At 67.3% G+C, this 16,175-nt stretch carries 11 protein-coding genes; 5 read left to right on the forward strand and 6 right to left on the reverse strand.

The genetic code is table 11. The annotated features are described in order from the left end of the window. Positions 1-412 precede the first annotated feature (412 nt). From M1247_RS34845 to recD, 5 genes are read left to right on the forward strand one after another with little or no spacing between them, the layout of a single operon-like run. Complete coding sequence (locus M1247_RS34845; protein ID WP_317161023.1) at positions 413-895, forward strand: MarR family winged helix-turn-helix transcriptional regulator; 483 nt, start codon at positions 413-415, stop codon at positions 893-895. After that, entirely contained in the window at positions 892-2,142 is a 1,251-nt protein-coding gene (locus tag M1247_RS34850; protein WP_317161024.1) for an MFS transporter, read from the forward strand. The genes M1247_RS34845 and M1247_RS34850 overlap by 4 nt, the downstream gene beginning before the upstream one ends. Positions 2,143-2,167: 25 nt before the next feature. Continuing rightward, the gene (gene recC / locus M1247_RS34855; protein ID WP_317161025.1) at positions 2,168-5,374 is read left to right on the forward strand and encodes an exodeoxyribonuclease V subunit gamma; all 3,207 of its coding nucleotides are present in this window, start codon (positions 2,168-2,170) and stop codon (positions 5,372-5,374) included. After that, on the forward strand, positions 5,374-8,646 hold the full coding sequence (gene recB, locus M1247_RS34860) for an exodeoxyribonuclease V subunit beta (RefSeq protein WP_317161026.1): 3,273 nt from the start codon (positions 5,374-5,376) through the stop codon (positions 8,644-8,646). Before recC ends, recB begins: the two co-directional genes overlap by 1 nt. Further along, positions 8,643-10,298: an exodeoxyribonuclease V subunit alpha gene (gene recD, locus M1247_RS34865; RefSeq protein ID WP_317161027.1), complete on the forward strand. Its 1,656-nt coding sequence runs from the start codon at positions 8,643-8,645 to the stop codon at positions 10,296-10,298. The genes recB and recD overlap by 4 nt, the downstream gene beginning before the upstream one ends. Here the strand turns inward: recD and M1247_RS34870 are convergent. The 6 genes from M1247_RS34870 to M1247_RS34895 form a co-directional block, all read right to left on the reverse strand. After that, entirely contained in the window at positions 10,275-11,486 is a 1,212-nt protein-coding gene (locus tag M1247_RS34870; protein WP_317161028.1) for an NAD(P)/FAD-dependent oxidoreductase, read from the reverse strand. The two genes, recD and M1247_RS34870, sit on opposite strands and share 24 nt — an antisense overlap. Before the next feature lie 92 nt (positions 11,487-11,578). Further along, positions 11,579-12,271 carry a class I SAM-dependent methyltransferase gene (locus tag M1247_RS34875; protein ID WP_317161029.1) on the reverse strand — a complete coding sequence of 231 codons (693 nt, stop codon included), beginning with the start codon at positions 12,269-12,271 and terminating at the stop codon, positions 11,579-11,581. Between the two features lie 125 nt (positions 12,272-12,396). Then, positions 12,397-13,260 carry an RNA polymerase sigma-70 factor gene (locus M1247_RS34880; protein WP_317161093.1) on the reverse strand — a complete coding sequence of 288 codons (864 nt, stop codon included), beginning with the start codon at positions 13,258-13,260 and terminating at the stop codon, positions 12,397-12,399. Between the two features lie 286 nt (positions 13,261-13,546). Beyond that, the gene (locus tag M1247_RS34885) at positions 13,547-14,485 is read right to left on the reverse strand and encodes a sigma-70 family RNA polymerase sigma factor (RefSeq protein WP_317161030.1); all 939 of its coding nucleotides are present in this window, start codon (positions 14,483-14,485) and stop codon (positions 13,547-13,549) included. A gap of 10 nt (positions 14,486-14,495) precedes the next feature. Beyond that, positions 14,496-15,686 (reverse strand): NAD(P)/FAD-dependent oxidoreductase, encoded by a 1,191-nt coding sequence (locus M1247_RS34890; protein WP_317161031.1) that lies wholly within the window; start codon positions 15,684-15,686, stop codon positions 14,496-14,498. 205 nt (positions 15,687-15,891) lie between these two features. Next, positions 15,892-16,041, reverse strand: coding sequence for a hypothetical protein (locus M1247_RS34895; RefSeq protein WP_317161032.1), 150 nt, complete (start codon positions 16,039-16,041; stop codon positions 15,892-15,894). Positions 16,042-16,175: the final 134 nt, after the last annotated feature.

Raw genomic sequence — 16,175 nt, forward strand, 5'->3', positions numbered from 1 at the left:
GCGCACCCCCGCCGAAGAACTCGACCGACTACTCTCAGACCCGTCCACATTCGTTGCAGCCACCGCTTGAATCCAAGCGCTCATCTTGTCCCTGCGTGCAATTTCGGCGTCCACCGTGGCCCCGAGTGCCATGCTCGTCGAGCGTGTCCGCGGCCGGCGGGCGAACATGCCGCCACCTCAGCGACAAAGTCGCTAATAGGCGGGCAAGCAAAAATCTGGTACCAGCGATTCCAATGTTGCCAATGATCACCATGTGATTTCTCGACTGGTGCCGTAGTCACCCATGTGGCACCAGTGGCGATATCAGCGACAAAGTCGCTAATAGGCAGGCGGCACGACACCCAATTCCAGGCTGGTACCGATGTGCCGCATGTGACCAACGGCGGGCACACCCGTCCGGCAAAAAATATGTATGTGCTATGCATATATAGTGCCTGAATCTCGTTACAACGACCTGGACGAGCTGCTGGTGCGTATTCACACCGTTCGTCAACGCGCCGGCTGGCGGCGGCGGCTGATCGATTCTTCCGGTGCTGTGCCGACACTGTCGACGCTGCGGGTGCTGCGTGCGGTCGAGCAGCGCGAGAGAACCGGACAGGGCGCCTCGATCGGCGAGGTGGCCGAGTACATGGCCGTCGAACATTCCACTGCCAGCCGCACTGTGGCGAGCGTGGTCACCGCCGGCCTGCTGACCAAGACCATTGCCGCCGAGGATCAGCGACGTTGTGTGCTGGTGCTCACCGAGAAGGGCCGCAGCGCCCTGGGCGAGGTCACCGAGCGTCGTCGCGAGATGGTCGCCGAGACGGTGACCGACTGGCCCGACGGCGACGTCGACACCCTGGTGAAGCTGTTGGGCCACCTGGTGGCCGACTTCGAGCGCGGGGTGGCCACATGAGTACTCAAGTCACCGCCCCGACGCATCCGCGCGGCGCCCTTCGCCTCATGTTCGACCCGGTGTTCGGGGCGCTGTTCTGGGGCAAGATGTTCTCGGTCGTCGCGGTGTGGACGCACGGCATCGTCGCGGCCATCGTCATCTTCAGCGCCACCGGTTCGGCGGTGATGGTGGGGCTCGTCGGCGTCGCGCAGTTCCTCCCCCAGCTCATCCTCAGCCCGACCAGCGGCAAATGGGCCGACACCGGCAACCCGGCCCGCCAGATTCTGCTGGGCCGGCTGATGTGTATCGCCGGATCCGGCTCGACGGCGGTCTGGCTGGCGATCAAGCCCGACCTGGAAGGCAACGCCGCCGCGGTACCGGTGTTGGTGGGGTCGATGCTCGTCGGTTTCGGATTCGTCATCGGCGGTCCGGCGATGCAGTCGATCGTGCCCAGCCTGATCCGCGACGGCGAACTGGCCACCGCAATGGCACTCAACAGCATCCCGATGACCATCGGACGTATCCTCGGGCCGGCCATCGGCGCCTACCTGGCCGCGCACCTCGGTGCGTCCACCGGTTTCGCGATCAGCGCGGGGCTGCATCTCGTGTTCGCTGTTTTCCTTGTGCTGGTGCGCTTTCCGACCCGGCCCAAACTGAGCCCGCACAGCGACTACCGGGTGCGGGCCGCGCTTCGGTATGTGTGGCGTGACCGCCCGCTGTTCCTCGCTCTGGTGGCGGTGGCCATGGTCGGGTTCGCCTCCGACCCGTCGATCACCCTCACGCCGTCATTGGCCGAACAGCTCGGCGGCGGCGCGCGGCTGGTCGGGGCCTTGTCGACGGCGTTCGGGGTCGGCGCGGCCGTCGGGATGGTCACGCTCGCGGTCCTGCGCGGCCGAATGCGTGCGGCGCTGGTGTCCTCGATCGGGTTGTGGCTGCTGGCCGCCGGATGCGCACTGCTCGCGCTCGGCACCGTTACCGCGTTGGCGCTGATCGGCTTTGCGATTGCCGGGCTGGGTTTCGGGTGGGCGATGACGGGTCTGAGCACCGTGGTCCAGGAGCGTGCCCCCGAGGAGTTGCGGGGCCGCATCATGGCGCTGTGGCTCGTCGGGTTCCTCGGATCGCGCCCGTTCGCCGCCGCGTTGCTCGGCGGCGCGGCCGACTTGTTCAGCGTCCGGCTCGCGTTCGTCATCGCCGCCGTCATGACGCTGGTGGTCGCCTGCACCTGCCGGCCGGCCGCACTCACAGGGCCAACCGCCGCGGCGCCCTGACCGGGTCTCCTAAGGTTGTGTCTCGATGGCACTTCACCTGCACCGGGCCGAGCGCACGGATCTGCTCGCCGACGGGCTGGGTGCCCTGCTGTCCGATCCGCTGCCTGATCCGTTCGCCCAGGAGTTGGTGCTGGTCCCGGCCAAGGGCGTGGAACGGTGGCTGAGCCAACGGCTGTCGAACCGGCTGGGGGTGTGTGCCGGGGTCGAGTTCCGCAATCCGCGCTCGCTGATCGCCGAGCTGACCGGGACCGACGATGAGGATCCGTGGGCGCCCGACGCGATGGTGTGGCCGCTGCTGGCGGTGATCGACGAGAATCTCGACGAACCGTGGTGCCGCACGCTGGCCACCCACCTCGGGCAGTTCGAAGCAGGCGAGGAGCGCGAACTGCGCCAGGGCCGGCGCTATGCAGTGGCCCGCCGGCTGGCCGGGTTGTTCGCCTCCTACGCACGACAACGCCCGCAACTGCTCATCGACTGGCGGGACATCCCCGACGATCTGTCGTGGCAGCCGCCGCTGTGGCGCGCCCTGGTGGAGCGCATCGACGCCGACCCCCCACACATCCGCCACGCCAACGTGCTTGCCCGGCTGGGTGACTCGCCCAGCGAGTTACCCCAGCGATTGTCGCTGTTCGGACACACCCGGCTGCCCGTCACCGAGATCGAACTGCTCGGGGCGCTGGCCACCCATCACGATCTGCACCTGTGGCTCCCTCATCCCAGCGACGACCTGTGGCGCTCGCTGTCCCCTCTGCAGGGCCCGATCCCACGCCGCGAGGACACCAGCCACCGCGACGTCAGCCATCCCCTACTGGCCACGCTCGGCCGGGATCTGCGAGAGCTGCAACGCGTCCTCCCGCAGCCTGATACCGACGAATACCTCACCGATGCAGAGCATCCCGACACGCTGCTGGGCTGGCTGCAATCCGATATCGCCGCCAACGACATACGTCCCCTTGGCCGTCTGCACCGGGACACCGACCGGTCGGTGCAGGTGCACAGCTGCCACGGTCCGGCCAGGCAGATCGATGTGCTGCGGGAGGTGCTGCTGGGCCTGCTCGCCGACGATCCGACGCTGGAACCCCGCGACATCCTCGTGATGTGCCCGGACATCGAGACCTACGCCCCGTTGATCACGGCCGGTTTCGGGCTCGGTGACGTGGCGTCGCACCCACACGGAACACACATCGGCCTCGGCCCGCATCCGGCGCACAAGCTGCGGGTGCGCTTGGCCGATCGCGCACTGGTGCAGACCAATCCGCTGCTCGCGGTGGCCGCACAATTGCTCGCGCTGGCCGGTGGGCGGGCCACCGCCAGCGAGGTGCTCAGCCTCGCCGAGTCCGCGCCGGTGCGGGCGCGCTTCGGGTTCACCGACGACGATCTCGAAGCGGTCACCGCATGGGTGCGCGAGGCGAACATCCGCTGGGGTTTCGATCCGGAACACCGCGAGCCCTATGGCGTCGGGTTCCTGCACAACACCTGGCGCTTCGGCATCGACCGGGTGCTGGCCGGGGTCGCGATGTCCGACGATTCGCACGCCTGGCTGGAAACCACGCTGCCCCTCGACGACGTCAGCAGTAACCGTGTGGAGCTGGCCGGCCGGTTCGCCGACTTCGTGGAAAAGCTGCACCAGGCGGTCCGCCGGCTCAGCGGCACCCGACCCCTCACCGAATGGCTGGCCGCGCTCTCGGCGGGCATCGACTCGTTGGGGCTCGCCGAGGAGGACTGGCCGAGCGCCCAGGTGCAACGCGAGTTCGCGGATATCCTGCGCACCGCGCAACCGGATACGGCGTTGCGGCTACAGGACATTCGGGCCCTGCTGGACCGGCATCTGGCCGGGCGCCCGACACGGGCCAACTTCCGGACCGGAACCTTGACGGTGTGCACGATGGTGCCGATGCGGTCGGTGCCGCACCGGGTGGTGTGCCTGGTCGGGTTGGACGACGGGGTGTTCCCCCGGTTGGGGGCCGTCGACGGTGACGATGCACTGGCCCGCGACCCGGTGACCGGTGAACGCGATATCCGCTCCGAGGACCGCCAGTTGCTGCTCGACGCGATCGGCGCGGCCACCCAGGCGCTGGTCATCACCTACACCGGCGCAAATGAATACTCCGGCCAGGCCCGCCCGCCTGCGGTGCCGGTGGCCGAACTGCTCGACACGCTGAACCTCACCGCCGAAGGGCCGGTCGACGTGGTCACCCATCACCCGTTGCAGCCCTTCGACATTCGCAATGTGATGCCGGGGGCGATACTGCCCGGTCAACCGTTCACCTTCGATACCACCGCGCTCACCGCCGCCAGGGCGAGCACCGGACAACGCGCCGAGCGGCCACCGTTCTTCTCCGAACCACTGCCCATGCCGCCCCCCGACGACGTCGCGCTGGAGGACCTGCTCGGATTCTTCAGAGATCCGGTCAAGGGATTCTTCCGGGCACTGGAATACACGCTGCCGTGGGATGTCGAGGGGGTGTCCGACGAGATGCCCGTCGACATCGATGCGCTGGAGGAATGGACCGTCGGGGACCGCATGCTGGGCGACATCCTGCGCGGCATGACACCGGCCGACGCGCAGCAGGCGGAATGGCGTCGCGGCACCCTGCCGCCCGGACAGTTGGGGTGGCGCCGGGCGATTCAGTTGCGGGATCGGTGCGCGACGTTGGCCGCCGAGGCACTGCACCACCGCGGGGGCGACGGCGAGGCCTATGACGTCGACCTTGATCTGGGCTCGGGGCGCCGGCTCACCGGCACCGTCTCACCGGTCTTCACGGAACGGTTGGTGTCGGTGACCTACTCCAAACTGGACGGCAAGCACCTGCTGCAGAGCTGGATTCCCTTGCTGGCCTTGGCCACCGCGCACCCGGGCCGAGACTGGGCAGCGGTGTGTATCGGCCGCCCGAAGCGGGGTGAGACACCGCGGGTGGATGGGTTGGGCAGCCCCGACAATCCCGCTGAGCTGTTGGCCGATCTGGTGGCGATCTACGACGCCGGACGCCGTGAGCCACTGCCGCTGCCGCTGAAGACGTCGTTCGCGTGGGCCGCGGCGCGCCACGCCGGCGACGATCCTGAGCGTGCCGCCGGATTCCGCTGGCGTTCCGGCAACTACCCGGGTGAAGACCAGCAGCCTGCACAGGTGCGGGCGTGGGGCCGCAGCGCACCGTTGCGCAGCCTTACCGGCCTTGGCGAATATTCCGAGCGGTTGTGGCTGCCGTTGCTTCGCGCCGAAAGGTCGTCGTAGTGAAGGTATTCGACCTGTTCGGTCCACTGCCCGCCCGCAACACCACCACGGTGCTGGAGGCCAGCGCGGGCACCGGCAAGACGTTCGCATTGGCCGGGTTGGTGACGCGACTGGTCGCCGAGGGTGCGGCGACGCTGGATCAGATGCTGCTCATCACGTTCGGCCGGGCAGCCAGCCAGGAGCTACGGGAGCGGGTCCGCTCCCAGATCGTCGAGGCGCTCGCGACCTTCGATGATCCGTCGCGCGCCCACACCGATCTGCTGCAGTACCTGATCGCCGACGATCAGGAGGCCCGCCGACGGAGGCTGCGGGACGCGCTGGCCGGATTCGACGCCGCGACGATCGCGACCACGCATCAGTTCTGCCAGATCGTGCTGAAATCCCTCGGGGTGTCCGGCGACAGCGATTCCGGTGTGACACTGGTGGACAGCCTTGACGAGCTGGTGTGCGAGATCGTCGACGATCTGTATCTCGCCCACTTCGGCAGGCAACGCGAGGATCCGGAGCTGGGCTACCGCGAGGCGTTACGGCTGGCCCGGGTGGTGGTGAACAATCCGGGTACCGAGCTGCGACCGCGCGATCCTGATCCCGATTCGCCGACAGCGGTCCGGCTGACATTCGCGCGGGATGTGCTCGCCGAGTTGGAGATCCGCAAACGGCGCCGCGGAATCCTGGGTTACGACGATCTGCTCACCCGCCTGGCCGCCGCTTTGGCTCCCGGTCCTCCTCACGTGCGGGGGAAATCTGAGAACTCCACAGCCCGGCTGCGGATGCATCAGCGGTGGCCGATCGTGATGGTCGATGAGTTCCAGGACACCGACCCGGTGCAGTGGCAGGTGATCGAGCGGGCATTCTCCGGCAGCTCGACGCTGATCCTGATCGGTGATCCCAAGCAGGCGATCTACGCGTTCCGCGGCGGGGATATCGACACCTACCTGCGGGCCGCGGCGACCGCGGGCGACAAGCAGACACTGGGCACCAACTGGCGCAGTGATTCAGCACTCGTCGACCGGCTGCAGGCGGTGTTGCAGGGTGCCCAACTCGGCGGACCCGACATCGTCGTCCACGATGTGCAGGCGCACCACCAGGGCCACCGGCTGGCCGGCGCCCCGCACAACGACCCGTTCCGCCTGCGGGTGGTGTCGCGGAAACGCTCTGGGACCCAGACGATTCCCATCGCCGATCTGCGGACCCACATCGGCAAGGACCTGGCCGCCGACATCGGTGCGCTGCTCGCAAGCGGCGCCAGGTTCAACGGCGAGCGGGTGCAGGCCCGCGACATCGCGGTCATCACCGAAACCCACAAGGACGCCAGGGCCTGTCACAGCGCGCTGCTCGATGCCGGAATCCCCGCGGTGTACACCGGGGATTCGGACGTGTTCGGTTCGGATGCGGCCGAGGACTGGTTGTATCTGCTGGAGGCGTTCGACCAGCCGCACCGTCCCGGGCTGGTGCGGGCCGCGGCCGCCACGGTGTTCTTCGGTGAGACCGCTGAATCCCTTGCCACGGGCGGTGATGCGCTGACCGACCGCGTCGCCGAGACGCTGCGCACCTGGGCCGGACATGCGCGCGAACGCGGCGTGGCGGCGGTCTTCGAAGCCGCACAGTTGGCCGGTATGGGCAAGCGGGTGTTGTCCTGGCAGGGCGGTGAGCGGCTGATGACCGACCTCGCGCATATGACCCAGCTGCTGCAGGACACCGCGCACCGGGAAGGTTTCGGGTTGCCCGCGCTGCGGGACTGGTTGCGTACGCAACGCTCGGAAGGCGGCGGCGAATCCGAACGCAACCGCCGCCTCGACAGCGACGCCGCCGCGGTGCAGATCATGACGGTGTGGGTGAGCAAGGGCCTGCAGTTCCCGATCGTCTACCTGCCGTTCGCGTTCAATCGTTATGTGCCCGAACCGGATGTGGTGTTGTTCCACGATGAGGGGGTGCGCTGCCTGCACATCGGTGACGTCGACCCGGCGGTGGCACGCGCGGGCCGTGCGGAGGCGGCCGCCGATGACAGCCGGTTGACGTATGTGGCGATGACCCGCGCCTGCTCTCAGGTGGTGGCGTGGTGGGCACCGTCGCGCGATGAACCCAACGGTGGGCTGTCGCGACTGCTGCGGGGCCGCAGGCCCGGTGAAGCGGCGGTGCCGGACAAGTGTGTTCCTGCCAAACTCAGTGACGCCGACGCGCTGGATCGGTTGCGGGCGTGGGAGGCTGCCGGCGGGCCGGTGATCGAGGAGTCGGTGATCGGCGACTTCACGCCCGTGCCGGCGACCCCGCCCGACGGTGAGTTGCAGGTCCGCCATTTCCACCGCCCCATCGATACCGCTTGGCGGCGCACGTCGTATTCGGGCCTGTTGCGCGCGGCCGAGAATTCCGGGGTGTCCAGCGAGCCGGAGGTGGTCGAGCTCGACGACGAGGTCGACGACATTCCCGTCGTCGCCGCCCCATCCGGTGCCGACGTGCCCTCGCCCATGGCGCAGCTGCCCACCGGGGCCGCGTTCGGGTCGCTGGTGCACGCGGTGCTGGAGACGGCCGATCCGTTCGCGGTCGACCTGACGGCGGAGTTGGAGTCCCAGGTACTGGCACATTCCGCGCGTTGGCCGGTCGAGGTCGGTGCGGCCGATCTGGCCACCGCACTGGTGCCCCTGCATGACACTCCCCTTGGCCCGTTGGCGCCGGGGATCACCCTGCGCCAGATCGGGCTGCCGGACCGGCTGCGCGAGTTGGATTTCGAATTCCCGATGGCCGGCGGTGATCTGCACGGTGGGCGGTTCGCGCGGCTCGCGGCTCTCGGGACGCTGCTGCGTGAACAATTGCCCGCCGACGATCCGCTGGCCTCGTACGCCGAGCGGTTGTCGGCCGGTGCACTGGGGAACCAGCCGCTGCGGGGTTACCTGTCCGGTTCGGTGGACGCAGTGCTGCGGGTCGGTTCGCGGTTCATCGTGGTGGACTACAAGACCAACTGGCTGGGTACGGGCGAGCGCGAGCTGACGGCGGCCGACTACGGCCCGCAGCGGATGGCCGAGGCCATGCTGCACTCCGACTATCCGCTGCAGGCCTTGCTGTACAGCGTTGTGCTGCACCGGTTCCTGAGCTGGCGGTTGCCCGGTTACGATCCAGAGACACATCTGGGCGGGGTGATGTACCTGTTCGTCCGGGGCATGTGCGGGGCGGCGACCCCCGTCGTCGATGGCCATCCGGCCGGAGTGTTCAGCTGGCGGCCACCCGCGACGCTGGTGCTCGCGCTGTCGGCACTGCTGGATGAGGGGACGCCGTGACACTGCTGGAGGCGTTCGACGAGATTCTGGAACCCGCCGATGTGCATGTCGCACAACGGTTGACGGCACTGGCCGACGAACCCGACGAGACGGTCGCGCTGGCCGTCGCGGTGGCGGTCCGGGCGCTGCGTGGTGGTTCGGTGTGTGTGGACCTGCGTTCCGTGGCCGAACAGGTGGACCTTCCGGAGCTGCCCTGGCCGGCCGCATCGGACTGGCTGGCGGCAGTGAATGCCAGCCCGCTGTCGAGCACTCCACCGGTACTGCGGCTGTTTGGTGACCTGCTGTACCTGGACCGGTACTGGCTGGAGGAACAGCAGGTGTGCGACGACGTGCTGGCCCTGGCCGCGGCGCGCCCGGGTGGCGCGGCCCCCGATGTGTCGCGGCTGTTCGGGTCGGATTTCGAGGAGCAGCGTGAGGCCGCGAAAGTGGCGCTGTCGCAGGGGCTGACGGTGCTGACCGGCGGGCCGGGCACCGGTAAGACGACAACGGTGGCCCGGCTGCTGGCCCTGCTGGCCGAGCAGGCCGCGCTGGAAGGCGCACCGCGGCCACGCATCGCACTGGCGGCGCCGACCGGTAAGGCCGCGGCCCGGTTACAGGAGGCCGTGCAACTGGAGGTCGACCGGCTCGACGCCGTCGACCGCGCCCGGCTGACGGGCCTGCAGGCCACCACGCTGCACCGGCTGCTGGGCTCCCGGCCCGATACCTCCTCACGATTCCGGCACCACCGTGGAAATCGGTTGCCGCACGACGTGATCGTGGTCGACGAAACGTCGATGGTGTCATTGACCATGATGGCCAGGCTGCTGGAGGCGGTGCGTCCGCAGACCCGGCTGATTCTGGTCGGCGATCCCGATCAGCTGGCCTCGGTGGAGGCCGGCGCGGTGCTGGCCGATCTGGTCGAGGGCCTCGGCGACCGCGGGGTGGCCGCCTTGCGCACCGCTCACCGGTTCGGCGAGTCCATCGGTGCGTTGGCCGCCGCGATCCGCTCCGGGGACGCGTCGGCGGCGGTTGAGGTGCTGGCGGCCGGAGGTGAGCACATCGAGTGGGTACGCACCGACGCCCCCGACCGGCTGCGCGAGATTCTGGTGCCGCATGCGCTTCGGTTGCGCCAAGCCGCGGCGCTCGGTGATGCGTCGACAGCGTTGGCGACCCTCGACGAACATCGGCTGCTGTGCGCACACCGCCGTGGGCCCTTCGGTGTCGCGCAGTGGAACCGGCAGGTGCAGCGGTGGCTGACCGAGGAGACCGGCGAGCCGCTGTGGGCGTCGTGGTATGCCGGGCGGCCGATCTTGGTGACGGCCAACGATTATGGGCTCAAGCTCTACAACGGAGACACCGGCGTCACCGTCGCCACCCCGGACGGGCTACGGGCGGTCATCGGCGGTGTCGGCTCGTTCGCGACCGGCAGGCTCAGCGAGGTGGAGACCATGCACGCCATGACGATCCACAAATCGCAGGGCAGCCAGGCCACCGAGGTGACGGTGCTGTTGCCGCCCGAAGACTCCCGACTGCTCACCCGCGAGCTGTTTTATACCGCGGTGACCCGCGCGAAGACGCGGGTACGCGTCGTCGGCACAGAATCAGAGGTTCGTGCGGCGATCCAACGGCAAGCGGTACGCGCGACAGGACTACGGACGCGCCTTCAACTGTGAGGCCTCATTCGGTGCCGCTCGCGCATTGCGGCCCGCAACCCGCTGCCGACGCCGCGCATCCTTGAAATTCCAGGTGTAGGAACCTGGTTCGCGTGCCTCGTCGGCGAGGTGCCCGGTCAGACCGGTATACGACCGCTGCTTGATCCACGCTGCAAGGCGGCCAGAGATGATGAACCTGCCTGCGGTGTCGTCCTTGGTCGCGAGTTGCACGGTGGCGGCCCGCGGACCCAATCCGATGCACATGCCGAAGAATCCCACATCGAGATCAGCGGGCTGCTCGTGGGCAATGCGGGCCAGCACCGTGTCGGCAGCCCGTGCGCCCAGTGGCATCGCGGCTTGACAGCTCATTCGTAAGGGGAGATTCGACGGCGCTGCCGCGTCGCCTGCGGCGACGATCCGGTCGTCGTCCACGCTTGTCAGCGTCTCGTCGGTGATCAGCCGCCCGGCCGCATCGGTGCTCAGCGCACTGCGCATCGCCAGATCGGGTACGGCGAATCCGGCGGTCCAGATGGTCACTGCGCTGGCCAGCATTCGGCCGTCCGCGAGGTGCACCGAATCGCGCTGCACGGCTGTCACCTGTGCGCCGTGCCCGTCGAGCACGGCCACCCCGAGTTTGTCCAGCCGCCTCGCCACCGCCCGGCGGCCTCGCGGGTGCAGATAGGGGGCGAGCGTGGCGCCGCACACCAGGACCACCTTGCGGCCCTGTTCGGCGAGCTCGGCGGAGATCTCGATGCCGGTCGGCCCACCGCCGACGACAGTGACCTCCACCGTTGCCGGCGCGGTCCGCAGGACCCCGGCCAGTCGTTGCGCGTGCTCCAGAGTGCCAATGGGGTAGGTGAATTCGGGGCCTCCGGGAATGCGGGTGTCGGCGCTGCCGCTGCCGACTGCGTAGATCAGATAGTCGTAGCCGACCGTGCGCCCGCCGGCCAACGTCACCCGCCGATCGGCCGAGTCGATCCGGGTGACGGTGTCGACCAGCAGTCGGACGCCCGCGCCCAGGACCTGCCCGTAGCCGGTGACCGCGTCGTCGGAGCCGCTCACCACCTGGTGCAGGCGGATCCGTTCGACGAAGCTCGGGCGCGGGTTGATCAGGGTCACTGCGACGTCATCACGTTGCGTCAGCCGATTCGCTGCCATGACGCCGGCGTACCCGCCGCCGATCACGACCACATCGATGCGCCCAGCCATGGTGTGTCTCCTCTCGTCGGGTTTCACGCGGCCGGTGCCGTGGCTACCGGCTTTTGCAGAAAAATTGCCGTGCATACACTTTCGCCGAACAATCAATCCAGGTGTGCGGCGAGAAGGAAGGCCGGTACTGACTTGCGCCCATGCGGTTCACACCTGAGATCAGCTGTCGGGAACAGCTTTTCGATACCATCGGGAATGACGGCATGGATGCGGGCGGGTTTGATGTCGTCGACAACCCAGTACCTGGACACGACTTCCCGCAGCTCGTCTTCGGTGACGGGATTGATGGGATTTTCAGGCAGGCCTGCCTTGTCGAACACCAGCACGAAGTACGACGCTCCCGGCGCGGCCGCGCGCACAATGGATTGCTGGTACCCCTCGCGAGCCTCAACGGGAATCGAGTGAAACAGCGTGCTGTCCACAATCGTGCCGAATCGGCCGTCGTAGCCGGTGAAGTCGCTGATGTCGGCGATCTCGAAGGTGGCATTGGTAATCCCGCGTCGCTCGGCTTCGGCCCTGGCCAGCGCGATGGCGGTGGGTGACGAGTCCAGCCCCACAGTGGTCAATCCCCGTTCGGCCAGGTGCAAGGAGATCGCACCCTCGCCGCAGCCGACGTCGAGTACGTCGCCGTGGAACTTTCCCTGCTCGACGAGCGCGGCAAGCTCTGGTTGCGGCTCGCCCAGGCTCCACGGCGCTTTCACCCCAGCAGCAATGGGGCCGGCGCCCATCTCTGGTAACTCACCCCGGTAGACAGATTCCCACATTTCGTCGGACGGTTGATCCATGACGTTGCGTCTCCTTCGTTTCGGTGTCTGAACACGTGACACCGATGGAGCCGCACCCGTGACAGCGTGTGAGGTAGCTCACAATGCAGAGTGGGGCAGCTTCATGGCCGGTTGGGCCATCGCATTCATCGCAATGCGAGCGGTATCTCGGATTCGACGTGGGTCAGCTTCTGCGGGTTGCGGACGTAGTAGAGGCCGGCGATGCGGGTGTCCTCAACCCGCATCGCAATGACCCCGTCAAGTTGGCCGTCGAGATGTAGCGCCAGTGCGGGGCTGCCGTTGATCACGCTCTGCTCGACGGTAAGCGAGACGTCGTTGCGGGTGAGTCCCCCGACGATGAAACGGGCCACCTTCTCGGCGCCGATGACCGGACGCGGGGTGGCCTGCTTGATGCCACCGCCGTCGCTGATCACGACAACGTCGGGGGCGAGAACGTCGAGCAACCCTTGCAGGTTTCGGCTCTCGAGTGCCGCCTGGAACGCCTCGAGAACCGTCTGCGCCTGCCGTGCGGTGACCACCCTGCGCGGTCGGCGGGCGGCGACGTGGCGGCGGGCACGGTGGGCGATCTGATGCACAGCGGCAGGGGTCTTGTCGACGGCTGCCGCGATCTCGTCGTACCCGATTCCGAACGCTTCCCGCAGCACGAACACGGCCCGCTCGGTCGGCGTCAATGTCTCCAACACGACCATCAGCGCCATCGACACACTTTCGGAGAGTTCCACATCGGCAGCCACATCCGGTGCGGTGAGCAGTGGCGCGGGGAGCCACGAGCCCACGTATTCCTCTCTGCTTCGCTTCATCGAACGCAGCCTGTTGAGGGATTGCCGGGTCGTGATCCGCACCAGATAAGCGCGGTGCTCGGTCACTTGCGCCATATCGACCTTTACCCACCGCAGCCAGGTTTCCTGCATGACGTCTTCGGCGTCGGCCGCCGAACCCAGCATCTCGTAGGCGACAGTGAACAGCAGATTGCGGTGCGCGACGAACACCTCTGTCGCCTCGACGGTAGCGGGTGAATCGTTATCGGGGCCCGCTGCCTGCCGCTGCCCGCCGGGTTGACCTGTTGCGTCCAACGAATCCTCTCCTTTGCCATGACCGGTCGGGGCCGCATACCCGTCGTTGTCGGTGTTCGCGCATAAGACACCGCGCGAACGTCGGTTCTGACAACCTGTGATGTAGCCCATACCCCATGTCCGGCCTCAGAGCAAGAAGACTCCGCAGCCGCTACCGCGACAGTTGGACCGACAACCGTGAAATATATTGCCGAACAGCCGATTACCATGATTTGATCAGCGAGACATCACGCTCCCGTCGCTGCCATTCCCCGGTGAGCCGTCGGAGTCGTTCCGGGGCTGCGATGCCGCGCACGTTTGCGATCTTGTCGCCGCGCATCTCCAGGAGCGCCACGCCCACGACCCGGTCTCCGTGCGTGGCCAGCATGGCCGGGCAGCCGTTGACCACAGCGGCATGGATCAAGAGCGGACCGCCTGCCAGTTTCCGCTTCGCCGCAGACGGTTTGAAGCCGGCCTGCACAATGGCGGCGATCCGGTCGGGCAGTGCGTACCGAATCAGCTTCACGGCTCGCCCGCCCGCGCCGTCAGAGACGGCGGTGGCGTCGGCGGTCAGCAGCGCCACCAATCGTTCGGTCCGGCCCGAGGAGGCGGCATCGACGAACGCCTCGACGATCCGACGCGCCGATCCGTGGTCGAATTCAAAGCCGTTGCCAGCGACGCCGATTCGGCGTCGCGCTCGATGGGAGTGTTGCTGACTTCCCGACTCGGTGATGTCGAGAATACCGGCTATCTCGGCGTGACTGTACGAAAAGGCTTCGCGCAGCACGTATACGGCCCGTTCGATAGGCGACAGACGCTCCATCAGCGTCAGCACCGCCAGGGTCACCGATTCGCGCTGCTCGACGGTATCGGCCGGGCCCAGCATCGGGTCGCCGGCGAGGAGCGGTTCGGGCATCCAGGCGCCGGACGCGCGTTCGTGCCGCACCCGCGCCGAACGGAGCCGGTCGAGCGCCAAGTTCGTAACAATCTTGGTCAGCCATGCCTCGGGCACTTCGATGTACTCCCGATCGGCGGCCTGCCAACGCAGGAACGCATCCTGCACCGTGTCCTCGGCATCGGCGGCCGAGCCGAGCAGACGATAGGCGAGCGAGGACAACCGATTCCGGCTGGCCTCGAAACGCGCCACGGTCGCGGCGTCCATGGGCGCGACTCTATGCGACGTCCACGTCGCGTGAGCGCGCTTGGGTGCTGGCCAAGTGGTACTTGTGACTCGGCATTCCGTACGTCGGGTGACTAACAGCCCAGACAGCGGTCTTGAGGATTGCCGACTTGACGTGCGCGGCCGTCCGGCCACGTAGGGCCCCCGATCTCGAACGCCCGTTTCCGTCGACGAGCTGGAACAGACCGTCGTTGCGTCCGAGACTGATGTGGTTGCCGATATATGTCATCGCGGTCGTCGTGATCTTGCGCCCGGTCCGGTCTCCGATGATCGCGGCCGTCGCCTGCTTGCTGGTGGGGCCCGCTGATGCGCAGGACATCGGCAACGGTTGACCGTTGTCGCCGATGGCAAATGCGCTGTCACCCGCAGCGTAGACATCTGGGTGCGACACCGACCGCATCTGACGGTCGACTGTTATCTGGCCGTTGGTTTCCACCGTGAGGCCGCTCGCGGCGGCAATCGGGTGGACCGCGAAACCGGCGGCCCATACCGTCGCGTTGGATACGAATGCGGTGCCGTCGGCGGCGATTGCCGCTGTCTGTTCGACGCGCTCGATAGCGGTGTGCTCGTGAACGGCGATACCAAACCGGTCAAAGGCGCGCAGCAGGTGACTCCGGGCCGTCGGGCCCAGCCAGCCACCCAGCTCGCCGCGAGTGGCGAGGCTGACGCGAAGTCCTGGACGGGATTCGGCGATCTCTGTGGCGGTCTCGATCGCAGTCAGGTTACCGCCGACCACCAGCACTTTGGCGTCCCGGCCCAGCTCGTCGAGCCGTGCACGCAGACGCAGCGCCGAGGGCCGTGCCGCCACGTGGAAAGCGTGCTCGGCGACACCAGAAGCGCAGTCGTCGGCGATAGTGCTACCGAGCGCATAGAGAAGGGTGTCGTATTCGAGCCTGTCCGTGCCCTCGCCGTCCGCAACTGTCACAATTCGGCGTTCGGCATCGACATTGGTTACCCGTGCCAGTCTCAGCCGGACACCGGTGCCCGCGAACACCTCCGCCAGCGGTCGTCGGCGGAGTTCCTGCCCGGCGGCGAGCTGGTGCAGGCGCAGCCGCTCAACAAAGTCGGATTCGGCGTTGACGATGGTGATCTCGAAGTTGTCGGAGTGCAGTCGGCGGGCCAGATATCCGGCGGAGAACGCCCCAGCGTATCCGGCCCCGAGGACGACGATGCGATGTTGCATGGTTCCGCTCCTGTCTCGTTCAGTTACATCCTGAACGGGACAGACCGCGGATTCCTGACAGCACTGGACAGTGACGTGGATCACGGTTCCGGCAGCGGACATCGCACCGGCCAGGCTTCGGGCCAAGGACCGGGATCGCGATAGACGACGAACCCGTTCCTCGTTACGACACCGGCGCCCAGCTAATTCGTCAGCGGATCAAGGCTCAGACGGCTCGACCGGCGAAGAACGCTCCGGAAATGAGGCCGATGACGATGGCCAGGGTGGGCAGGCCCATCACTACAGCCACGACAACGCCGGCAATCGCACCAATACCGAGCATCAGCAGGAGAACGCCAACAACTGCACCAATCATTGACTGCCCTTTCTATGGCTGGGATCACAATGTACCTCGGTAGTGTGCTGAATCACAGCAAGATCGTGCGTCGACTTGGTTAACACTCTCCGCGCGAAATGTATAGCTGGGCTTGGTAAATCCATTCGGAGGCA

The sequence above is a fragment of the Mycobacterium appelbergii genome, from assembly GCF_032883035.1.
In the GTDB taxonomy this organism is placed as follows: Bacteria; Actinomycetota; Actinomycetes; order Mycobacteriales; family Mycobacteriaceae; genus Mycobacterium; species Mycobacterium appelbergii.